The organism is Culturomica sp. (genome assembly GCF_003524185.1).
Classification (GTDB): domain Bacteria; phylum Bacteroidota; class Bacteroidia; order Bacteroidales; family Marinifilaceae; genus Culturomica; species Culturomica massiliensis.
In genome coordinates, this window is sequence record NZ_DOED01000013.1 from 69,134 (window position 1) to 92,603 (window position 23,470).

Below are 23,470 nucleotides of genomic sequence, written 5' to 3' on the forward strand. Positions count from 1 at the left end.
GATACACTTCAGTAAGTGAGATCCGCTCCGGATATTGTGTTTTTGTGTAATTGTATGTATAACATGGAGTTTACAATCTGGTAATTTTTTGATCGTTTTATAGATACTGTCGTTTCTGATTATTTTATAGTAATTGAATAAAAATAAAAAGATATTTCATTTTTTATATATAAAAACATTTGTTTAATAAAATTTATTTTATATTTTTATCATGTGTGTAATACAATTGTATTTGTTTTTGTATAAAACGGTATTGTCAGGTCGGAAATGTACAATAAATTCGGTTTATTATTATGATATATATAGATCGTCGAAATACAGGCAAGGAAAAATGTATATGGAAAAAGCGTGTGATGCCTTGGTGGAAAATGTTAATAATTGTATTAATTTTGGCCGTAGGTCTTGTATCCTGGTATTTCTTTTTTCCGTCGACCGTTTATATTTATCACGGACCTTATGCTACCTATACTCCTGTGGATTTACAAAAGAAACGCCAGGAAGAGTATAATAAAAAATCTGGATGGTGGAATTGGGGAATAAATAAAATTTGGCTAAAAGCTGCGGTTGTAAAAAGAAAAGATTTGGATTACCTGGATTGCTGGAAAGAAGCATTTTGGGGAAATAAAATTGATGGTAAGAAAGTTGTATTTTCTGTAAATTCTTATACGTGGATGTGTTTGGCTAAAGGAAAAGTGCCATGTGATAGTTTGAAGGTGCAGAATGGTTGTGATTCCTGTACATTAAAAGTAATCGGATATAAAAAGGCAGAAAGGCCCTATTATTTATTGCGGTTTATTACACATAAAAACGGGACTTTTCCTTCGACCCCCAAAGAATTCGCCCAGACGAAATATATTTTAAACGTCAAGGAGGGATCCGGATCGACTCATATTACGCCTGAAGTTTATTTGTTGGAAAATTGTACGAATACTCTTCCTACTGTATTGTGGGATTCTAAAAGTAACATGATCAACGAATTAGTGGCGGACAAACCAGAAGGACAAAATAAAGGGTGTTATTGGATAGGGGCTATAAGCGATAGTGAGTATAATGAATTATTGGATCAGGAAATGAGAGACAGTCTGATCATTCAGGATGTGATGATAAATATTCCGCATGATCCGTTAGTAATTGTCGAGGAAGTATGGCTAAATAAAAGAAAGAAATATAGTTGGAAATGGTGGATAAACAAAATAATATACAGAAATAATGTTTGTATAGACAATATAAGCGAATGCTTGCATAATAACGGATTGATGGAGCAGGATACGGTTAGGATACCCTATTTGCAGCAAATGTATAAGTATTATGTCGCTTTGGGAATTTTGAGAAAAGACGAAGAAGGGAACTTTTACATTCACAATCCGCAATACGAGAACAGAGTAAAGGGAAATGAGATGAATGTATTGCCGGACGGTCCTTATAAAGACAGTGTGTCTGTCTGGTGTTATTTTTACAAAACGGTATATGGAAATCTGGAAGATCATTATTACCGGTTTGAAAGAGATAAGGTGATGAAACTCCCGGTAAAAAAGGGAAAAATTGTGTCCGGACCATGGGAAAAAGAATTGAAAAATAAAATCGGCTATAGGGTGTATATCAGTGAAGATAAAAAAGAAGAAACGCCTGTAGATAGCCTGATAGCTGAACGGGATCGTTGTTTATATAACAGATAAATATGGTAGTAACGGATATATTATGGATGGCAATCCTTTTCCTGATCCCTGGAATGGTTGCATTTACAGTGTACAGATATGTGGCGGGATATGCAATAGATAAATTGTATAAATTTATATTTTACAGTGCGATATGGGCTATTTTAGCCTATGGGATTGTAGAAGTGATAGCGGCGTTTATTTATGATATTCCTTTTGGTAAGTATTTGAACATTTGGATTATGTTCAATTATAAATTTGCCGATATTTCAGTCGGTACGATGTTTAAAGCATCGGGGGCGGGAATTATTGAAGCATTTATAATCGGCCATTTGATGCGTAGGATCCGCTTGAATTGTGCCGGTTTGTTGCATGTAAAATTATGGGATCATTATGTGAATTTATTGTGTAAGAAGGGTCAGAATGTTGAGATTTATGACTATAAGAATAATTATAAATACATTGGAAATATAAAAAGCTTTTCCTATTTCAGTCCGCAGAAAGAGATTGTGTTACAGGAAGCTAAAATTTATTCTATGCAGGAGAATGAAGGAAAACTGTTGAGCGAAAATAAAGAAATTTATATACAGTTGGAAGAGGGGCGTTTTAGTATTGTCTCAGTCGGTGGTAAAACAGACTAATCCAAGGATCATAACAAGAAAAAGAAGAGTAATTTAAAAGTTTAGGAACAACGTGTTCAGTTAGTTAGGGCTGGTGGTAGTTGAGAGGACTGTATCTTATAGGATACGGTCCTTTCTGTTTTAGTATTTGGAAGTAGGGGGATGAGGGAAAGGAGCCTAAAGGCTGAGTGCCGGTTTTTGAACTTTTGTAAAAAATGCTTAAATTGAAAAATGAAATAAATTATAGTCATGGATATTCAATCTGTTTTACAAAAAGGAGAGGGAATTAGTGCCGAGTTTAAGCGGGCGGAGTCTAAGGTTCCGGATAATTTGTTCGAGACGGTTTGTGCATTTTTAAACCGGAATGGGGGCATCATATTGTTGGGTGTAACCGATTCCGGGAAAGTAGAAGGGATAAAGGCCGGAATGGTAGAAAAGTTCTGCAAGGAAATTTCGAATTTGTCGAATAATCCGCAGAAATTAAATCCGACTTTTCTGTTGGAACCTGCGGTTATTGATTTCAGAAGGAAAAAACTGATATCGGTTTATGTTCCTGTTTCTTCACAGGTACATCGATGTGCCGGGAAGATTTTTGACCGGAGTGTGGACGGGGATTATGAAGTACGGAGTGATGATCAGATCCGGAATATGTATAGCCGGAAAAGTGCTTATTATTCGGAGGGTATGGTGTATCCTTATGTAAGGGAAGCGGATTTTGTACCCGGGATTGTGGCCCGTGTTCGTCAGATGATGGAAGTACAACGCCCCGATCAGCCATGGAATACATTATCCGATGAAGAATTCTACCGGATATCCGGATTATACCGCCGGGATATGCTGACCGGTAGGGAAGGATTTACTTTGGCTGCATTGCTGTTGTTCGGGCAGGAGGAGGCTATACGGGATGTGGTACCGCATTATAAAATCGATGCTTTGTTACGCAGAAAAGATAAAGAGCGTTACGATGACCGGGTAAATATTCGTTGTAATCTGATCGATGCCTATCCTTTATTGATGCAGTTTATTGCCAAGCATTTGCCGGACCCGTTTTGGCTGGAAAGAGATCAGCGGATTTCTTTACGCGATATTATTTTCCGGGAAGTAATTGTTAATTTTTTGATTCACCGGGAGTATCTGAATGCTTATCCGGCTTCACTGATTATCTATGATAATGGGGTAGTATTGAAAAATGCCAATAAACCGCATGTATTCGGTGAATTGTATCCGGGAAATTACGAAGCATTTCCTAAAAACCCTAATATAGCGAATATATTCACACAAATTGGAAGGGCCGAAGAATTAGGGACGGGGGTGAGAAAGGTGTTTCAGTATATTAAGATGTATTCGGGATGTGAACGGGCTTTGTTCCGGGAGGAGGATTTATTTACCGTAAAAATCCCCTTGGTTGGCATGGAGGATGATTTGGATTTTATTGTGGGAGAAACTGTGGGAGAAACTGTGGGAGAAACTGTGGGAGAAACTGTGGGAGAAACCGGATTGAAAATATTGCAATTAATTAATAATAAACCATTTATAACGCGATTGGAATTATCGGAAGCAATCGGGTTGTCTGTCCGGGGAATAGAATGGAATTTATTGCAGTTAAGGAAAAAAGGGATATTAAAACGTATGGGCGCTACGAAAAAAGGATATTGGAAAATTGTCCGGAGGTTGAAATAGCCTGATAAATAAAATCAGGGTTGTAATATTCTTTTGAGAGGGAATATTACAACCCTTACAGATGATTATATTTTTGCTTTGTATATTCTTATTTTTCGAATTCCCCTTGTTGTCTTTCGACCTCTTTCAGGCGGATGGAATTCAATTCCTGTTGCAGTTTCTGAATTTCCTTTTTCAATTCAAAGTTTGTTGTTTTATCTCCGTTTTTTTCCATATTCCGGGTATTCAATTTTTCAGCTTCCTGCGGGTCATAAAGCATTTGAAAACCGGGAGCCACACTCTCAAAAGTTACTTCTCCGGCTACTGGCATCTGTGAGCCTTTCAGCAAGACCTCTGCATGCACGGTAATTTTACCCGGTTGTAATCCGGAACGTATCAGTACGGGAGCAGTTCCCCATTCGATAGGTTTCGGATTTACAAATCCTGATTCTTCACCGACAATGCTTGCGGGACCTTTCACTGTGAATCGGATTTCATCTTTATTCAGGCGTTTGATGTTTCCCTGCTGATCGGCGATAGCAGCCACTACGGTGACAAAATCCGAACCGTCGGCAGTCAGTTTTTTCCCGTTATCATCTACCCACATTATAATTTTAGCCGGTCGCCGGGCTGGTCTTTTGATCTCTCGGGCCACTACTTTTCCGTCGATCAGTCCCTCGGCCAATAGGTATACCTCTTCTTGCTTTCCGGCTCTGCTTAATTCTTTGTCGTGCATAAAATCATATATATCCCGGAAAATAACAATCGGAGAGGGCATTCCCGTATTGCGCTTTTCCTTATGATAAATCCGGGTCTCTCCGTCTTTACAAAAAGTCAGGCGCACCTCGTCACAATTGGAATAGACCGTTACATCGGAGGGAGAAAAAGGTGTCATTTCGTGGGCGATATATATCATCGGTTCCGTTTTTTCCCGTTGAGCCATAAACATGTAATAGGCATATTTGGGCTGGCGGAATACATCCATCAATCCTCCGTAGAAAGGGTCGGGATGATATCCCCGCTGGTGGTCGAAGGAGTGCCAAAGGCAACCGCCGGCATGCTGGCGGCCGGTTTGGTACAATGTTTCGTAGCAGGTGTATTTATACGAGGGGGAGGCATAGTGGTTCGCCTGTATCAGCATCGGTTTTTCTCCCCAGCTCCGGTCTACCCGGCTCGGAGAGTTATGTGAATTCCAGTCGTCCACATTGTCGCCCCATTCCCGGGTAAAATAAGTAACTGTATCGTTACTTTCCCGGGATTCCCAACCGGCGTCGCCGGTTGCCGGATGGGTATAACGGATGGCGTAATACTCTTTCCCGCGTGCTGTTTCGTCACAAGCGCAGTAGCAGCCTGGGTAAGGATATTCTTCTTCTACGATGTGCCGTACTTTTTCTGCAAAATCTGCGGGATACCAGGTTTCATTCAGAATAGGCTCCCACAGCCACACTGAAGGATGATTCCGGTCGCGTCTCACCATATTCCGGATATCTGCATATACCCTTTCGCCGAAAACAGGATCGTTGTTCCAGAATTGCCAACCCGGCGTATTTACGATTACGAAAAGTCCTAATTCGTCGCAGGCATCCATAAAAGCGGGATCCTGTGGATAATGAGCATTTCGGATTACTTTCAGTCCGGCTTCCCGTAATTTTTTGGCATCTCTCCAATGCATACTATTAGGCAGTGCATTACCTACAACGGCAAAATCCTGATGTCGGTTGGCTCCGATCAGTGGAAACGGATAAGGTTTGCCGTTCAGCCAGAATCCGTCTTTTCCCCGGAATTCAATACTCCGGATTCCGATACGTTGTTTATATCCGTCTATCGTTTTGCCTGCTGCATCTTTTACAGTCACTATCAGCCAATATAAATTCGGATGCTCCGGGGACCATAAACTGGGAACACGAACCTCCATTTTTCCGTTGCGTTCTGCAGTTTGCCCGGCTTTAATGTGTAATTTTTGAGTCAGTCCGGCTACTTTTCTGCCGACTGTATCTTCCAGGATATAGTTGATTTTTCCCTGAAATGTTTTCTCTGTAACATTTTTTACCTGCAATTTCAGTAATACTTCTGCACTTTGTTCCGATACCCGGTCGTAACCGACAAAAATTCCCCCGCCTGCCGTTTCGTTTTCATAATTCGGGTCAGTGATGAATATGTGATTGTGAGTAATCAGGTAACAATCGCGGTATATGCCTCCGAAATAGGAGAAATCCAGGGTTTCCTGCGGCTTGCCGGGAGGATATGCCGGATCGTTGCTATTGTCTGTACATACGGCGACTATATTGTCTTCTCCCGGTTTTACGATCTCTGAAATATCTACTGCCACAGGTAGGTATCCTCCGAAATGTTCGGACAGTAGCCGCCCGTTTACCCAGATTTTTGATTTTCCCATAATACCTTCGAAATACAGAAATATCTTTTTGCCTTTTAGTTCTGCAGGAAAAGAGAAATGTTTCCGGTACCAGGCGATACCCTGGTAGTTGACACATCCGCTGGCTTTTTCGGGTAAGTATTCCAAACCGTGGGGAATATTTACTACCTCCCACAAAGAATCCGGGTAGTTCGTTTGCCAGGCGTCGGGTATATCTCCTTTCCGGAAACGCCATGCCACATTCATATTATATACTTTCCGTCCGGAATTTTTCAGTTCGTAAAATCCGGCAGTCGACCAGGAGCTTTGGTTGTCGGCAAAGGATTGACAAGCAATTCCCCATAGAATTCCGATCAAAATAATATATTTTTTCATAGAGACAGAGATATAATTTATTTAGCAAACAGGATGATCATGCTTTATTAATGAACGAACATCTTGAATATCGTTTTATTTTAAATGTTAATGAAAGAGTCGTTTATTCTTTTCCGCTTTCCAAAATCAGGCGGATTGATAATTGGAAATTGACAGATATAGATCCGGACGACTTTCTGAATTTCGTATTTATTTCGCCTTTATCCTAAAGTTAATATCAGGATGTATCATTTTTACCGGTTCGCATAGCAGGCGAAATTTCGGTAAATATAATACTTCTGATTTCAATATGCCAAAAAAAGAGCAGTCGGATCTTTATCGGATATATGGTTTTGTAAGGTATGCCTGAAGAAGACGTCTTTGTTCCGGATATTTTTGCTGGTATTTTATTTGGCGTATCCTTGTCATTCAATATATTTTTCAGGAAAGAAATGAGTGAAAATAATTTTATAGGATCGGGTACTGGCTTGATTGATATATGATTACGAGAATGAGACAGCCGATTTGTGATGTATTATATTTCTTTAAGAAACATTGGGGAATCGGAATCTTATGTATATTTGTAAAAAGTGAAGTTATGAAGAATGAAGATCAGTGTAAATCGGGGTTGTTGTATAAGAATTTTTCTATCGTTTTGATGCAGACTTTTACTTCCCGTTACATCGATATTTCTGAAAAAGAACTTTTCCGGGATAAAAGATCCGGGGATATCGACGATCAGTTGTTTACTCATCAGGAAAGGATTATCGACAGGTACGAACTCGAAGGTTTCAGTATTAGGATTCAGATTGATGAGCCCAATGTTGCTGTATTGGAAGGGCATGTACAGGTTTTGGTTGCTGTTTTCTTCGATAGAACGATGCAATTGTCTTACCGTATTGTGGTTCCTCCGGGGGAGGGGGACGAGAATGCCGTGTTGCCGGAGGAGGATAGGGAAGAAAGAGAACGGGAGAAGCAAAAGTTTTGCCGGATCAGCGAACCCTTTAATACAGATCAGTTGATTGTGGTGGCCGGTATTGTGCAACGCGTCGAACACTGGATTTATAATAAGGAAAAATGCCGGCAGGAGATCGACGGAGCCTTGAAGAAAGTAAAGATTACGGGACTGCATTTGGATGCCGGCGGCAGATATCGGGAAAAGGACGTTTATGAGCCGGGAATTTCATTTGAAGAAGTGCAGAGACGTTACCGTAAATACTTTGACAGGACACCTGAGAAAGAATTTTATTATCCGGACCATAATTATATCTATATTGATATTTGGGAAACGGTCGGGCATCAGGGAACGGTTATGTTCGACAGGATGAAGGAAGACGATATTATCCAGCATATTGAGAAATTTCATCGTTCGGAATTGGTGGGATTAATGACTTTGTATCCGGAAGAATGGCCTTACCGGATGGAAAAAAGTTTTGGAGATATATGCGGAAAAAATATTGCGATTGATACGGACGACCTCGTGCTTGTCAATGAGAATGTATGTGTGGTGATCGGTACTTATGGGAAGCGTGGGAACTGTGCTGCGACAAATTGGAAAGAACATCTGGGCAGAAGGGAGTGTTATCACGTCAGTTGGCCGGAATATCTCGTGTTGGTTGAAATTTTGCTGGCGAAAAAACAAACGATCAATTATGTGCTGAATAAGTATATTTATAATTCCCACCGGGCTATGGAAAAAGATTTCCAGCATCAGGACAATGTGCACGATATGATCAAAGAAAATGCCCGTTTGAGTGTGGAATTGTCGAATATCGTTCTAAAACTCGATTCGGTGCGGTATTTGCGCTACATGTCGCATAAATACATGTATCATCAGACAGCCCGGAATCTGAAAATCGAGGAAGATGAGAAACAGTTGAATATGACGATCAAGCAAGTGGATAAGTCCTTGAATAATGTCAGTAATATGTTGGAAATCAGTCAGGCCAATAGTACGAAATACATATTGTTATTTATATCCGTAGCTTCTTTGTTTTCTGTTATATTGCAAGGGGATGAAGTGCCTTTATTAACGGATTTATCTCAGGAATTGGGTAAGCAAACAGCTACGGTTTTGGTTTTGCTGACGGTTTTGGGTGTTATATTCGGGTTTGTCGTTTTATTGAAAACAGCCGTGAAATATATAGCTAAAATATTGCGTTTGAACGAGCCCGGATATATTATGCTATTCGTGTATCTGACATCGGTTTTTATTATAGTTTTGCAACAGAATACAATTTTGTTGTTATCCGAATGGTATGCTAAGATCGGGCGTTTACCGATTATAGTCGTATCGGTGGTTATTGCCTCTGTTGTGGCTGCGGGGCTGATATCCTGCATAAAAATGATAGTGGGGGATACGAGTGGAAAATTGAGAAAACATAAATCTGATGTGAAATGATCCGGAATTATAAATTTGAAGACAGAACGACATTGTGTGATTTTTTTGCAATTGTGCTCGAAGAGCATAAGGACTATATATCTCACGGGGAACTTCAGATGGGGATTGCAACGGATCCCGGTATATTGGCTGCCGATTATAAGCAAAAATGGCTGCAATACCTAGACAGGCAGACAGCGGATCCCTCCAATACCGTGTTGTTGTATGAAGACAACGGTATTTTGACCGGATTTATCATATTCGGTGTTATGGAAGACGGGGCAGAACCTTATGGTGTAATTTTCGATATGGCTGTTGCTCCGGATGCCCGGGGAAAACGTATCGGGGAGCAGTTGCTGGAAAAAGCTGTAGAGAATTTCCGGGAACGCGGGATCCGCAACTGTTATCTGGAATCGGGCGTTAATAACCATTCGGCTCATCATTTTTTTCAAAAACACGGTTTTGCACAAGTCTCCGATATCTTTCGAATGAAATTGTGATTGTACCTGTTACCGGAACGATCTGCCCGAACTGTTATTGCTCTGAAATTATCTGCATGTAAAATTTGGGATTTACGAATTTTCCCTGAAAAGAATAATATGTTTGATCTGAAATAGTAAGTTAGAATAACTTAAAGATTCTTCACGACTTATTCTCTATTTAAAGTTTATAATTAAAGTCCGGAATTGCTTTGTTTTCTTGAATATTCTGTTTTAATTTGTTTCCGGAAAAAGGGGGTGCCTCTTTCATGAGGCTGAGATTATACCCGATGAACCTGATACGGTTAGTACCGTCGTAGGGAGTTTTTTTGAGTATCCGACTTCTCTGAACGTGCGCGGCACACTCTCTTTCCATAGATAACATATTTAAGAGAGTTTATGTTCGACGTACAATTTATTACTCATTTTACCGATACGATTACTTATCTTGATTCTGTGCGGATTGCGCTGGAAGGAGGTTGCCGCTGGATACAGTTGCGCATGAAAGAGGCGACGGAGGAGGAAGCAGAAGTTGTTGCCCGACAGGCGCAGGCTCTGTGTTCTGATTACGGAGCAGTTTTTATTATCGACGACCGGGTGAAATTGGTGAAAAAGATTGGAGCCGACGGGGTGCATCTCGGTAAGCAGGATATGCCGGTGGGGGAAGCCCGGCGGTTTTTGGGAACTGCATTCCGTATCGGCGGGACAGCTAATACGTTTGAAGACATACGGCGACATGCGATGGACGGTGCCGATTATATCGGTTGTGGCCCTTTTCGGTTTACGACAACCAAGCAAAAGTTAGCTCCCGTGCTCGGATTGGAGGGATATCGAGTTATTTTAGGCCGGATGCATGAGGTTGGCATCGGATTACCGATTGTCGGAATTGGCGGTATTACAACCGAAGATATCCCGCCCTTAAAAGCTGTCGGATTAAATGGAATTGCTCTAAGTGGTAGTGTATTGCGTGCAGCCGATCCGGTAGCGGAAATGAAAAAAATCATTGAATTGACAAAATAAATTCCGGATAATTATGAAAGATCAAATTAAAATTACGTATCCCGATTCGGAGAAAATTTACATGCCCGGTAACTTGTTTCCTGAGCTACGGGTCGGCATGCGGCGTGTAAAGCTGACCCCGACGGTAACTGTGGTGGATGGCGAACAGGTGATGACCGAAAATACTCCGGTCTATATATATGATACCAGCGGAGCATATAGCGATCCGGAAACGGATATTGATTTAAAAAAGGGATTGCCTCGTTTGCGTGAAGAATGGATCCGGCAGCGCGATGTGGAGCGTCTGCCGGAGATCAGTTCCGAATACGGTAAGGCCAGGCTGGCTGACAGGAGTCTGGATCATCTTCGTTTCGAACATATTCAATTGCCTTACCGGGCAATAGAAGGGCGGGAGATATCCCAGATGTATTATGCCAGGCAGGGTATTGTTACGCCTGAAATGGAGTATGTGGCTATCCGTGAGAATATGAATTGCCGGGAGTTGGGTATCGACTCATACATAACAGCGGAGTTTGTTCGACAGGAAATTGCGGCCGGTCGTGCGGTATTGCCGGCCAATATTAATCATCCCGAAGCCGAACCGATGATTATCGGTTCGAAATTTCTTGTCAAGATCAACACCAATATCGGTAATTCGGCAACGACGTCTACGATCGAGGAGGAAGTCGAGAAGGCGATCTGGAGCTGTAAATGGGGTGGAGATACCCTGATGGATTTGTCGACGGGCCGGAATATTCATGAAACCCGCGAATGGATTATCCGTAACTGCCCGGTACCTGTAGGAACTGTGCCGATGTATCAGGCAATGGAAAAGGTAGGAGGAAAGGCTGAAGAACTGACCTGGGAATTGTTTCGCGATACGTTGATTGAGCAGTGTGAACAGGGGGTTGATTACTTTACGATCCATTGCGGAATTCGTTTGAAAAATATCCGTTACGCCAATAGTCGCCTGTGTGGTATGGTAAGCCGTGGCGGTAGTATTATTTCCCAATGGTGTCTGGCGCATCGGAAAGAAAGTTTTTTATATGAGCATTTCGATGATATCTGTGATATTTGTGCACAATACGATGTGGCTTTGTCTCTGGGAGATGGGTTACGTCCGGGATCGATTTACGACGCCAACGACAAGGCTCAGTTTGCTGAGTTGGATACGATGGGCGAGTTGGTGCAACGGGCTTGGGCAAAGAATGTACAAGCATTTATAGAGGGACCGGGACATGTGCCGATGCATAAAATACGGGAGAATATGGAGAGGCAGATTGAGAAATGTCATGGTGCTCCGTTTTATACCCTCGGACCGTTAGTGACCGATATTGCTCCGGGATATGATCATATAACGAGCGCCATTGGCGCGGCTCAGATCGGCTGGTACGGTACGGCAATGCTTTGCTATGTAACTCCGAAGGAGCATCTTGCATTGCCTCAGAAGGAGGATGTGCGCGTGGGAGTCGTGACATATAAGATTGCAGCCCATGCGGCAGATTTGGCCAAGGGCCATCCCGGGGCCGATGTACGTGATAATGCATTGAGTAAGGCTCGTTATGAGTTTCGGTGGAAAGATCAGTTTAATTTAAGTCTTGATCCGGAGCGTGCTTTGCAGTACTACCGTGAAGCCAACCATCTGAATGGAAAATACTGTACAATGTGCGGACCTCATTTTTGTGCGATGCGTATCAGCCGGCAATTGCGTGATTGTGAATATACGGCTGAAACCGAGACAGAATCGACTGTCGGAGTAGATAATAATCCATGTATAAAATAAGCTGAAAAGATGATTGAAACAAGAGTATCACAGGGAATCGTAAGTACCTATTTTGACAAATTACAGAGAAATCTTGATTTGGATGTTGCCATTGTCGGCGGAGGGCCGTCGGGTATCGTAGCTGCCTATTATCTGGCCAAGGCCGGTTTGAAGGTAGCTCAGTTCGACCGTAAACTTGCTCCGGGAGGAGGTATGTGGGGCGGTGCTATGATGTTTAACCAGATTGTTATTCAGGAGGAGGCAATGCCGGTTGTACGCGATTTTGAAATCCGTTACGAATCATGCGGAGACGGACTTTATGTTATGGATTCGGTTGAAAGTACTTCTTCATTACTTTATCATGCCGTGCATGCCGGGGCTACGATTTTTAACTGCTATTCGGTTGAAGATGTGATTTTTAAGAATAACAAAGTAAGTGGGGTTGTTGTAAACTGGACGCCTGTTTTGCGTGAAGGATTGCATGTCGATCCGTTGAATATTTTGGCTAAAACCGTTATCGACGGTACGGGACATGATAGTGAAATAGCTTCTACGGTTGCCCGTAAAAACGGTATCAAGCTGGCAACAGAGACCGGAGGTGTTATCGGTGAACGTTCCCTGGATGTAACTGCAGGTGAAGAGGAAGTTGTAAACGGTACGAAGGAAATTTATCCCGGTCTTTATGTTTGCGGTATGGCGGCTTCGGCTGTGTCAGGTACTCCGCGTATGGGGCCGATTTTCGGCGGTATGCTGATGTCGGGTAAGAAGGTTGCTGATGAGATTATTGCTCGCTTTAAGAAATAACGATTTTCAACACAAGAAAAACAACAACCCTGTTCTGCCAAATGGGCGGGACGGAGTTGTTGCCTGTTTAAGAGACGGTTTGAATCAGCTTATCCAGATGCTGCAGAAAGGCTTCGGTGTCGTCGGGAGAGCGATAACGGTTCCAGACATCACCCAAAAGAGCTGCTCCGCCGAATCCCAATGTCCGGACCGTCGTAAGATTGTCGGCCGTTATCCCTCCCAGTGCAATGATTTTGGTATCTATAATGCCTTTGCGGGCAGCAGTCCGGAGTTGCTCCATTGAAAATTCCGACCGATACCCTTGTTTGGAAATACTGTTGAAAATAGGACTGAGAAAGAGGTAATCGGTTTGTTTTTTGTATTCGGTAATTTCTTCCAGTGAATGGCAGGAACGGCTTATCGAACCGTTATAACCGTCCGGTATGTCCGGGTTACGCTTGTTGAGATGTATTCCTGCCAGTCCGTACCGTTGCTGAAGGGTAAAATGATCGTGTAAAACGATGCCGGCACGATGTGAGGCCGGTAGCTCCTCGATCAGGGCTGCCAGCTCTTTTTCACTGCATCCCGGTTTACGTAGGTGAAGACGGAAGCCCTTATCGAGTATGGCTGTCAGTGCGGTTGCTTCCTGAGGCAGGAAATCCGGTGTTGTCAGGATGATCAGGCGTAAGTTCATAAGCATTTACTGTTTAGTGTATCCGGGAAATGCCATAGCGGACCGTTTCCCGCGCCGAGGTGTAAGTCACGGGCAGCAGCAATGGCATTGTCTGTGTATCTTTTGGCCTGCCGGACAGCTTCGGACAATGTGTAGCCGTATCCCAACAAAGTGGCGATTGCCGATGAGAGGGTACATCCCGTACCGTGGAGATTGGAGGTGTCGATGCGTGGACTGGTGAATACGTGTAATGTGCCGTCGTAAAGTACATCCGTCGTATCGTTTCCTTCCAGATGACCTCCTTTGACCAGAAAAGCACAACCATAACGGTTATAAAGGGTTGTTGCTGCGGTTTTCATTTCAGAAACAGTGCGTACCGGAGTGTCTAATAGCAGAGAAACTTCGTCCAGATTCGGAGTTACCAGGCAGCAAAGCGGAAACAACTCATGACAAACGGCTTCGATGGCGTCGGGTTGGGTTAAGGTTCGGCCACTGGTAGATACCATTACAGGATCGAGTATGACATTGCGGCAAGGGTAATGTCGGAGAACGGTGGCAACTGCCTGGACAATACCGGCAGTTCCCGTTATACCGATTTTGATTGCTGCGGGTTTCATGTCGCTTAGTACGGCTTCTGTCTGTTGTCTGACAAGTACAGGTTTCAGATATTCTACAGTCCTGACGCCTTGGGTATTTTGTACTGTAATGGCTGTAATGGTTGTGGTAGCATATCCGCCTAAGGCGGATATTGTTTTGATGTCGGCCTGTATTCCGGCGCCGCCTGACGGATCGGAACCGGCAATGGATAGTATGATAGGAGGCGTATTCATATTACGGAATCCGTTGATTTATTCTTTCAAGTCTTTATTCTTCCTGAATGGAGATGTCTGTGATTTGGGGTATTTATATTGACAAAGGTACATTTTAATTGTAGATTTTAGATTAACGGTTTTAGATTCTGTCTTACTTTAAAGAATAATAGCTTACTTTGCTTACAATATGCCATAGTTTCGTGGAAATTATAACCGGAATCAGTATATTTTACTTCAGGTTGTATGTTTTAACTGTAAATTTAAAATTACTTGACAGACCGGTTTGTTATTGGATTTATTCAATCCGGAATTGTAAATTTGCAATTAAAGCCTGTGGTTTATCAGTTAGCTGAAAACGGATTTTGGAAATTACTCTTATCTTTGCCGGCAGTGCGATACTAACTAAACTATACAATGATAAAAAACAACATCTTGGATACTATCGGGAATACCCCGATGGTAAGAATCAATTCATTATGCCCCAATCCCCGGGTAAATATCTATGCCAAATTGGAAGGGTTTAATCCGACAGGAAGTATAAAAGACCGTATTGCCTTGCAAATGATCGAACAGGCTGAACGGGAAGGGCGTTTGACGAAAGGAAAGACGATTATCGAGCCGACTTCCGGCAATACGGGAATAGGACTGGCTATTATCGGTATTATCAAAGGTTATCCTGTGGAAATTGTGATGAGTGAAGGTGTTTCAGTAGAACGCCGGAAAATTATCCGTTCTTATGGAGGTAAAGTAACTCTTACTCCGGCAGCAGAAGGAACTGACGGAGCTATTCGTAAGGCCCGTCAATTGGTGGCAGCCGCTCCGGAAAAATATTTTATGCCGGACCAGTTTTCCAATGCGGCCAATTATCAGGCGCATTATGAGAATACTGCCATAGAAATCTGGCAGCAGACAGAAGGAGAAATCGATTATTTGGTATGTGCTTTAGGGACTTCGGGTACGATTATGGGACTTTCGAAATTTTTGAAACGTTGTAAGCCGGAACTGAAGGTGGTTTGTGCCCATCCGATCAAAGGACATTATATTCAGGGACTTAAAAATATGGAGGAGGCCATTGTACCGGCTATCTATGATCCTTCCCGTATCGATATACAGGTGATGATCGAAAGCGAGGAAGCGATAGCGATGGCCCGGGAGATAATAGCCAAAGAAGGTATTTTTGCAGGAATGAGCAGTGGTGCGGCTATGCTCGCTGCATTACGTACGGCAGAACAGATCGGATCCGGAAATATCGTCGTCGTATTTCCGGACCGGGCGGAAAAATACCTCAGTACCCCGATGTTTGCTAATCTGGCGGATTACTGATCGGGTATTTCAGAACTGAATAGATAGATCAGTAAATGGGAATTTTATAGAGTAATCCCAAAGACAGGTATTGCGGATGTTCGTTTTTCATACCGAACGTCATAGCCCGGTCGGTATAATCGATTTGCCGTCCCCGGTAGAGAAGGTAAAAACGGAGATTTTCTTTCATGGGGAAATATTCGATTCCCCCCTGGTAACCGTAAGAAGTACGGTATTTGCCCTGTTCTGGCAGATTGGTTCCGGAACGGGCTGAAACGGTTTCGTACGATCCTTTGACAAAAATATTCAGTTTGGGGAAAATACGGTAATTGAGCCGGCTCACCAATGAGAAATAATCACTGTGTGTCGCTCTGTACGGTTGTTCGGCATTACCGGATATTTCGGATAAGATTCCCAGTTTGTCGATTTCTTCGACAGAGTATAAACCGTCGATGTACATATTGAAATTCTCCTGTTCCCAGGCGGCAGCTAATGCCAGAAAGTATATATTTTGTTTCCGGCCTTCGTGGAATAAGGAAAAAGAACAGCGGGTAGTCAGTCTTTCATCCAAAAAATTCCCGTTCCAATTTATGGTGTATCCCAATGGAGTTTTGGCGGTTTTGTAGCCTTCGGGCTGTATTTCGTCATTTTCCTCTGCTTTGTCCGAACGGGCATCTGTGATTTGAAACCTGATTTCCTGAGTAGGAGTAAACCACCAGGACAGATTGATACCGACCAGAAAACAGGTGATATAATCACCTATGTCAGAATAGGAATATACCTCTGCCGGATCGGCATCGTATTCGAATCCTCCGAAATCGGCATATTGTTTTCCGGCAAAAGCCGATAGGGTAGGTGTGATATGAAAGCCGACACCCAGGCAATCGATGGAGGAAGGCATATTGTCCAGACTATTAGGTTTGTTGCTTCGGTTCAGGTGCTGCATCCATTTGTAGTAAATGCGTTCGGTGACATTGCCGGTTACTTCCAGACGCAGATAATCCATGCGGAAGGCCGATTGCTCCCGATCTCCTCCTGAAATGGCAGAATGAAAGGCCATACGGGTGTTGAGTTTTACGTTTAAAAAATCATTTTGCTTCCGGATGTGCGTAATCGTTTCATACAAGCTTTTTTCGGGGTGCAGAGTATCTTGTGCTGTTTGAAAATTAGCCATCACGGGCGAAACAATGATTGTACCGATAAAAAGATATAGGATTGAAAATGTCTTCATATTTTATTAAGCTGTCGGTTTCTTATACAGCCGGCAAAAATAGTAAAAACAGGGAGATATCCGTTATATATTTGTTGTTGTGTTTGCGAAGTAGCGGTACTGGTTTCTGAATTTCTGTTTTGAACCTTAACGAATAAAACAGGGCGTGATTTGTGTCGCGCCCTGTTTTGTCTAGTAGTTGTTAAAGTATGTCTGTATGACTTTCGGATCTTTGGTTCGGGTTAAGGCAAGCATCAACAGAATGCGGGCCTTTTGGGGATTGAGTTCTTGGGAAGCAATAAAACCGTAACGGGTGTCGTCAACTTCGGCATCCTGTGTTGTCGGGCCAGTAGGTACCCGGCTGGAACGGACAACCAATATACCTTTGCTGCTGGCATTTGCTAATTTATCGAATAAGTTTTTGTGGATATTGCCGTTGCCGACTCCGGCGTGGACGATACCGGCGTAGTTATGTTCGATTAGGGCATTTAAAGCTTCCGGTTCGACATTGGAATAGCTGTAGACGATGCCTACTTTCGGAAGTGTATTCAGGTCGGAGACATCGAAAACGGATTGGATGGTATGTATCTTGTCTGTATTTTGATTATAGTTTGCCTTGCCGTTGAATACGTAACCCAAAGGGCCGGAATTCGGGGCCTGAAAAGCCTGAACGTTTATGGTATTCATTTTGGTTGCGGCATGTGCTCCGAGGATACTGCCGTTCATAACGATAAGTACGCCTTTCCCTATAGATTCAGGGGATCCGGCAGTAACGACGGCATTGTAAAGGTTCAGCGGACCGTCGGCACTAAGTGACGTAGAAGGGCGCATAGCACCGACCAGTACAACGGGTTTGTTACTTTTTAAAACGAGATTCAGGAAAAAGGCCGTCTCTTCCATTGTATCGGTACCGTGGGTAATTACCACTCCGTCTACATCCGGACGCTTGAGTAGTGTATTCAGGTAGTGAGCCAGTTTCAGCCATACTTCATCGGACATATCCTGGGAACCGATCTTGACAATCTGTTCTCCCGTAATGTTAGCGATTTTTTTCAGTTCCGGGACGGCATCAATCAGGTCGGCTATAGCGACTTGTCCGGCAGTATAGGCCGTGCCGGTGGCACTACTCCCTGTACCGGCAATCGTACCGCCTGTGGCGAGGATATGAATATTAGGGAGTTTTTGTGCTATTCCTTGCGCTATAGATAGCGCCGTAAGGATAAAAAAGAATAGAATGAATCTGTAGGTTTTCATGGTAGTATTAGTTTAGTTTGTTTGTCAGAATATCAGTTTTACAAGGATGAGTCCGGTTGTCACTGATACAATGGTTGCTATCAGTCCGGGCATCATGAAAGAATGGTTGAGGACGTATTTCCCGATGCGTGTCGTACCCGTCCGGTCGAAATTAATGGCTGCAACGACCGTAGGGTAGTTGGGGATAAAAAAGTAGCCGTTTACAGCCGGAAACATGGCGATCAGCAGATAAGGCGAAATACCTAGGGCAAGGCCGAGGGGCATAAAGGCCCGTACCGTTGCGGCCTGGCTATAGAGCAGTATGGACATGACGAACAGGGCGATACCGAATAGCCAGGGCATTTGAGTAACGATGCCTTCGATGGAAGTTTTTAGGGCTGTCATATTGCCTTGCAAAAAAGTGTCGCCCATCCAGGCGATGCCGAAAATAGCAACCACAGCCTGCATTCCCGCTGAAAAAACGCTGCCTTGTACGGCTTTCAGTCCGTTGGTTTTAGTCAGAAGCAATATAAGGGCGGCAGCCGACAGCATCAGTATTTCGATAATGGAGGGCATATCGGTTATGACGGTTTTTCCGTCGATGATGTGGGCCGGACGCAGGGTATCGAAAGAACCGAATATCACGATGAAAACTGTAGCCACGATAAATATCAGAACCGATAGCGATGCTTTGTGTTTATTGTGTATATCTTTCAACTCATAATGACTGTCATTGAGCAGGCCCTCTTTCAAGCGGCGTTGGTATTCGGGGTCTTCTGTCAGGTCTTTACCTACCCGTAACGAGTAAAGGGCTCCCAATAGTACGCCGAACAGAGTCGCCGGGATGGTAATCATCAGAATCTGGATAAGCGAAATATTGAAACCGGCCAGTAATCCCAGTAAAGCTACTGTTGCGGCCGAAATGGGACTGGCGGTGATAGCTTGTTGTGAAGCAATGACAGCGATTCCCAAAGGCCGTTCCGGACGGATTTTAGTTTCGCGGGCGACTTCTGCGATAACCGGAAGTACGGAATAGGCGACGTGCCCTGTACCGGCCACGAAGGTGAAAATGTAGGTTACCAGCGGACTGAGGAGGGTGATCCTGGACGGATGTTTTCTGAGCAAACGTTCGGCTACCTTCACCATCAGATCGAGTCCTCCTGCTGCCTGCATGCAGGAGGCGGCCGTAATTACGGCCACAATCATCAGCATGACATCGATAGGGGGAGAGGTCGGTTGCAGTCCGAAAACAAAGGTCAGTATCCCCAGGCCTATACCTCCCATCACACCCAGACCGATACCTCCCAGGCGTGCTCCTACGATAATAGCAGTCAAAACAAAAGCTAATTGCAATAGCATCCGATTGTATTTAAGTTATTGAATTTTGTACTCCCAAAAGTATAAAAATGTTTCAAAAATACAGTGGAATAGCTTCACCTTATCCTCTGGTACGGGAACACACAGGGACAAAGCAAATATGTGTACATTTACCCCGTCCCCGGATGTTTACCCGGAGTTACTTATAAAGTTCTTGAAATAAAGTAATGACTTTACTTATGGAATATATGACTAACCCCAACAATCCTACTTCCACAAAAACAAAAATTGTATTTAATGTATCGAAATGCCAGAAGGAAAAAGTACTGACAGAAATTATTTCAATTGTGCTGGGTAACAAAGTATAAAATACGATTGTATAAATCAAGAATACAGGAATAAGTTTAAAATACAAGATGTTTTTTATCTTTTTTTTATACTTTCTCATTTTGTCTTTGTGTTCTTGCTGAGGTCTTTTGGACAAAATCGTTTCTACGTTTTGCTCTATTGAACTCAAAAGAACTGTAAGAAAAACAAGTAAAACACTGACTGCCGATAAAGTTTCTGCCATAAGATTATGCAAGCTCTTTGTTTAATAAATTGTAAGTATCGATAGAACACTGATATTTGCAAGCTGATCCTTTTACTTTTGAAATCGCCTCTAAAGCTCCTTCTTTTTGACTTATTATCAGATTCAATTCTTCAATGATGGTAGGAGAGGTACATATGAATTCGTAATAGTCAGCTTCTTTATTAAGAACAAAGGAACGAAATGTGGTTAATAAAGTTGCTTTTATAAAATTTGCAATTTTGGTTCTATATCTTGACTTTGTATTCCGTAATAATGATTTACTTTGCGATTGTGTCAGTTGAAAAATAGACGATAGTTCGTTTTCTGTAGGTAAACGATTACCGAAATAGTGAATTAACAGAAAAAAGAGTCTTTCTTGTTTGATCTCATCGGCCCTTGTCGGAAGTCCTTTTTCAATAAACATTTTCGTATATTCCATAAAAGAGGATTTAGCCAATTTAGATAAGGCATGAGTAAATGTAGTTTCATCCTCTATCCCGAGACATTCTTTTATGAGATTTCTTTCAGGAGCTGATAATTCTTCCTCTGTGATATTGATGATTATTTCCATAGATTGTAAATTAATAATGATAAAGATAATATTTTTTAACTATATTTCAAACAAATATGGAATTTCATTTGTCATAAAAGAGAATTTATTGTGAGAGTCGTTTTTTACTTTTGCAGGCGGGGAGTTGTATTCGGTATACGTTTACTTATGGCTATATTTATGACGCTACAGCTGCGGTATAACTCCGGTATAAGAACGGTCTCCACCGCAGTTGTACCGGAGTTATACCGGAGTTATACCGGAGTTGTACCGGAGTTGTACCGGAGTTAATAAGGCGAATCTCCGGCGAATCTCATGTGAGGAAGGCAAGGGGACAAGGCAAGTGTGTGTACAAATGCCCCGTCCCCATCTGTTTTAAGCGGTCTACTCATGAGTAAGGCTGTATTTATTCGGCAAAATTCACCAGCAATTAGCACTTTACCTCCGTCCCCGGGTACTGGCAAGAGCGGATTAATCGTCTAGCGGTTTAGCTTGCAATTTTTCAAATTCTGCGCATAATTCAGGAGTATTTTTATATTCGATGCCATTAATTAAGACTGCAAATTGGTCTAAATAAATATTACATACCTTGTCGGCATTATATAGCTCTATTTTAGCACGGGTATTTATTCCGAAAGTACTGTCCCTATCTTGTACTTTTAATTCTTTCAGTAAATGGAGAATTTTATTAATATAAATTGAATCTTCATATATTTTAATGTAGCAATCATCTACAAATGCAACATCAAAATGTTGTGGAGTAATTTCTATTATTGTTTCCAAATCAAATCCGGCATATTTTAAAATGATTTTATCTGCGCTTTTCAGGCAATCCTTACTATCGACTTGTAATAATAATAGTAAATTAATTATCAATATCGTTTTCATTTTTTTTCTTCGATTTAGTAGGTTTTACAGTTGTTTCATTTACATCTTTATTTGAAACTGAATTTTCCGTTGTAAATAAAATCCCTTTAATATTTGTGCGAGTCACTTCACCTTCTTTTATTTCTCCCAGAACTTTTGCTGTTCGTTGCTCTGATCCTGTAATAACCCGCCGTTCTTCTTCAGTCCTATACTCTTTATTCTTAGTATTTGAATCTTTCCAGTGCCCTTTAGGATCATTATTATGGCGTAGAGCATGGTCAACTTCATGATTTAATACTGTTGTTGGTGATAAAGCGATAAATTTATCTGTTAATACTCCCTGGCGGGAATTCCCAAAAATAGTTCTAATACTAGCTTTATATATACTTCCCTTGATAGGATTACCCTCTGCAATATAATATATTGTATTCGGAACGTTCTGAGAATTTGGCCATTTTGCTATTTCAGTGTTTTGTTCATGTGGTATACATGTATTATTTTTTTACATACTTGTTCCATATTTTCAACATGTGATTTGTTGGAAGAGTTATAGTCTAATCCCATATTGTTTACTAAAATATCAGTCAAACAATTCATTAATGATTGCTTATCATGAATAGATTTGAGGATTAGTGGTATATATCCTTTATATTCATCTTTTGCGGTAAATTCGCCGACACCTATAGGATCCCATTCGGCTAAAACTTGATTGATATTTTCAATTAGAGTTTTCATGATGATGGAAATGATATAAAAAATCCTTTATTTAGTCCTTGGGTTGTTTCTGGAGCGTTACTAAATACACGAATAACTTTCCCTTGGGCATTTACAACAACGGTATTCCCTCCTAATGTATAACGTGTTTGAGAACCGAATCGCCCAACTGCCTCAACCGTTTTCCCTTCTCTAACAATCTTTAAAATGTCAGAAGTTTTAAATCCATGTGTTATTGCTTGATTAATACCATGTTGTGTAGATTTTTATTACATTTTCTGCTGGCTTTATATCTATTTTAGCAGCTCCTTTTGTTATTCCCTGCCATCCACCCACACCTATACTCAAGCCTGAAAGCAGTAATTCCGGAGTTGTCCACTGTGCAGCCAATTCCTTACCCAGTGTAGGGGTGCCCGTCGTTGGATTTACGTGATGTTCAATGGCAGCTATCATCGTTTTCTCAACAATATACAGGGGACAGGATAAAGTGCTATTCGAAAAAATTTACTAGCAATAATAATCCACTGATGTTAATTTGTTGTTTGAAAAATTAAAATCCAATGTGGGAACTCTTCAATATATGGTAATTATTTGCCTGTTTTATAATTAAATTGTTTCTTTTTCCATCTTCTATTTAGTTTAATTAAAACTTATTATTTCCAACGATCGCGTTCAATATTAAAAAAATCATTAAAAAATAAATAATCAATCCTGTATTTATTTTTATTAAAAATGATACGAATGGCTACAATTATTTCACTGGAGAGTACAGCATTTTCAATTTCTTCTTTTTTTATTTCTACTGTATTCCATTCAGATACCAATTTTGTCATGTAATTTGTAAAAGATGATTCATTTTCAACATTGAATGTTTTTCCTTGATCTTCAGAAGAAACAATTAAAGAATCCTGTCGGTTCCAAATTGTTGAGGATAGTGCATATGATTCTATACTATTTCTTTGGAGAATGAAAACAGTATCAATCATGGAAATAGTTTTCATCCTTTTTAAAAACTCAGAATTTTTCCATAAGTTGTAAAAACCATAAATAGCACATTCATTATCTTTTACTAGAAAGTGATTTTTATATATATCCTTAAATATTTTATTCCAGTTTTGTCCGGATACATACACAGTTATTAGCAACAGACATCCTA

General features: G+C 41.7%; 21 protein-coding genes and 1 riboswitch. Of the genes, 9 read left to right on the plus strand and 12 right to left on the minus strand.

The window, feature by feature from the left end:
• The first annotated feature begins 293 nt into the window (after positions 1-293).
• From DD657_RS05545 to DD657_RS05555, 3 genes are all read left to right on the plus strand, one after another.
• Positions 294-1,676 (plus strand): hypothetical protein, encoded by a 1,383-nt coding sequence (locus DD657_RS05545; RefSeq protein WP_287048916.1) that lies wholly within the window; start codon positions 294-296, stop codon positions 1,674-1,676.
• A 2-nt stretch (positions 1,677-1,678) separates the two neighbouring features.
• The gene (locus tag DD657_RS05550) at positions 1,679-2,296 is read left to right on the plus strand and encodes a hypothetical protein (RefSeq protein ID WP_118774499.1); all 618 of its coding nucleotides are present in this window, start codon (positions 1,679-1,681) and stop codon (positions 2,294-2,296) included.
• A gap of 228 nt (positions 2,297-2,524) precedes the next feature.
• Positions 2,525-3,955, plus strand: coding sequence for a DUF8451 domain-containing protein (locus tag DD657_RS05555; RefSeq protein ID WP_287048919.1), 1,431 nt, complete (start codon positions 2,525-2,527; stop codon positions 3,953-3,955).
• Between the two features lie 88 nt (positions 3,956-4,043).
• Here DD657_RS05555 and DD657_RS05560 read toward each other — a convergent pair whose 3' ends face one another.
• Positions 4,044-6,683, minus strand: a complete 2,640-nt coding sequence (locus DD657_RS05560) for a glycoside hydrolase family 2 protein (RefSeq protein ID WP_068689849.1) — start codon at positions 6,681-6,683, stop codon at positions 4,044-4,046.
• Between the two features lie 577 nt (positions 6,684-7,260).
• Between DD657_RS05560 and DD657_RS05565 the strand changes: the two genes are divergently transcribed.
• From DD657_RS05565 to DD657_RS05585, 5 genes are all read left to right on the plus strand, one after another.
• Positions 7,261-9,063 carry a hypothetical protein gene (locus DD657_RS05565; protein WP_287048921.1) on the plus strand — a complete coding sequence of 601 codons (1,803 nt, stop codon included), beginning with the start codon at positions 7,261-7,263 and terminating at the stop codon, positions 9,061-9,063.
• Positions 9,060-9,542, plus strand: a complete 483-nt coding sequence (locus DD657_RS05570) for a GNAT family N-acetyltransferase (protein WP_021988487.1) — start codon at positions 9,060-9,062, stop codon at positions 9,540-9,542. The genes DD657_RS05565 and DD657_RS05570 overlap by 4 nt, the downstream gene beginning before the upstream one ends.
• 223 nt (positions 9,543-9,765) lie before the next feature.
• Positions 9,766-9,862: riboswitch (TPP riboswitch) on the plus strand.
• 58 nt (positions 9,863-9,920) lie between these two features.
• On the plus strand, positions 9,921-10,541 hold the full coding sequence (locus DD657_RS05575) for a thiamine phosphate synthase (protein WP_021988490.1): 621 nt from the start codon (positions 9,921-9,923) through the stop codon (positions 10,539-10,541).
• Between the two features lie 13 nt (positions 10,542-10,554).
• Positions 10,555-12,303, plus strand: a complete 1,749-nt coding sequence (thiC, locus tag DD657_RS05580) for a phosphomethylpyrimidine synthase ThiC (RefSeq protein WP_287048924.1) — start codon at positions 10,555-10,557, stop codon at positions 12,301-12,303.
• A gap of 9 nt (positions 12,304-12,312) precedes the next feature.
• On the plus strand, positions 12,313-13,086 hold the full coding sequence (locus tag DD657_RS05585) for a sulfide-dependent adenosine diphosphate thiazole synthase (protein WP_021988492.1): 774 nt from the start codon (positions 12,313-12,315) through the stop codon (positions 13,084-13,086).
• Positions 13,087-13,153: 67 nt separating this feature from the next.
• On the opposite strand, the gene DD657_RS05590 is transcribed toward DD657_RS05585, so the two are convergent.
• A complete protein-coding gene (locus DD657_RS05590; protein WP_068689841.1) occupies positions 13,154-13,759 on the minus strand; it encodes a thiamine phosphate synthase in 606 nt (201 codons plus the stop codon).
• Positions 13,756-14,568 carry a bifunctional hydroxymethylpyrimidine kinase/phosphomethylpyrimidine kinase gene (thiD, locus tag DD657_RS05595; protein WP_068689839.1) on the minus strand — a complete coding sequence of 271 codons (813 nt, stop codon included), beginning with the start codon at positions 14,566-14,568 and terminating at the stop codon, positions 13,756-13,758. The genes DD657_RS05590 and thiD overlap by 4 nt, the downstream gene beginning before the upstream one ends.
• A gap of 396 nt (positions 14,569-14,964) precedes the next feature.
• Between thiD and DD657_RS05600 the strand changes: the two genes are divergently transcribed.
• The gene (locus DD657_RS05600) at positions 14,965-15,873 is read left to right on the plus strand and encodes a PLP-dependent cysteine synthase family protein (protein ID WP_021988495.1); all 909 of its coding nucleotides are present in this window, start codon (positions 14,965-14,967) and stop codon (positions 15,871-15,873) included.
• A 28-nt stretch (positions 15,874-15,901) separates the two neighbouring features.
• On the opposite strand, the gene DD657_RS05605 is transcribed toward DD657_RS05600, so the two are convergent.
• From DD657_RS05605 to DD657_RS05645, 9 genes are all read right to left on the minus strand, one after another.
• Positions 15,902-17,083 carry a porin gene (locus DD657_RS05605; protein WP_287048929.1) on the minus strand — a complete coding sequence of 394 codons (1,182 nt, stop codon included), beginning with the start codon at positions 17,081-17,083 and terminating at the stop codon, positions 15,902-15,904.
• Between the two features lie 171 nt (positions 17,084-17,254).
• On the minus strand, positions 17,255-18,316 hold the full coding sequence (ansB, locus tag DD657_RS05610) for an L-asparaginase 2 (protein ID WP_021988497.1): 1,062 nt from the start codon (positions 18,314-18,316) through the stop codon (positions 17,255-17,257).
• A 24-nt stretch (positions 18,317-18,340) separates the two neighbouring features.
• Positions 18,341-19,654, minus strand: coding sequence for an anaerobic C4-dicarboxylate transporter family protein (locus DD657_RS05615; RefSeq protein ID WP_021988498.1), 1,314 nt, complete (start codon positions 19,652-19,654; stop codon positions 18,341-18,343).
• A 157-nt stretch (positions 19,655-19,811) separates the two neighbouring features.
• Positions 19,812-20,183: a hypothetical protein gene (locus tag DD657_RS05620; RefSeq protein WP_068689831.1), complete on the minus strand. Its 372-nt coding sequence runs from the start codon at positions 20,181-20,183 to the stop codon at positions 19,812-19,814.
• A gap of 4 nt (positions 20,184-20,187) precedes the next feature.
• Complete coding sequence (locus tag DD657_RS05625) at positions 20,188-20,754, minus strand: hypothetical protein (RefSeq protein ID WP_287048930.1); 567 nt, start codon at positions 20,752-20,754, stop codon at positions 20,188-20,190.
• A 450-nt stretch (positions 20,755-21,204) separates the two neighbouring features.
• Positions 21,205-21,621, minus strand: coding sequence for a hypothetical protein (locus tag DD657_RS05630; protein WP_118774511.1), 417 nt, complete (start codon positions 21,619-21,621; stop codon positions 21,205-21,207).
• Positions 21,622-22,059: 438 nt separating this feature from the next.
• Positions 22,060-22,335, minus strand: a complete 276-nt coding sequence (locus tag DD657_RS05635) for a hypothetical protein (RefSeq protein WP_021988502.1) — start codon at positions 22,333-22,335, stop codon at positions 22,060-22,062.
• A 222-nt stretch (positions 22,336-22,557) separates the two neighbouring features.
• Positions 22,558-22,767 (minus strand): hypothetical protein, encoded by a 210-nt coding sequence (locus tag DD657_RS05640; protein WP_287048931.1) that lies wholly within the window; start codon positions 22,765-22,767, stop codon positions 22,558-22,560.
• A gap of 200 nt (positions 22,768-22,967) precedes the next feature.
• On the minus strand, positions 22,968-23,470 hold a 503-nt coding region (locus tag DD657_RS05645), incomplete at its 5' end, for a hypothetical protein (RefSeq protein ID WP_287048933.1).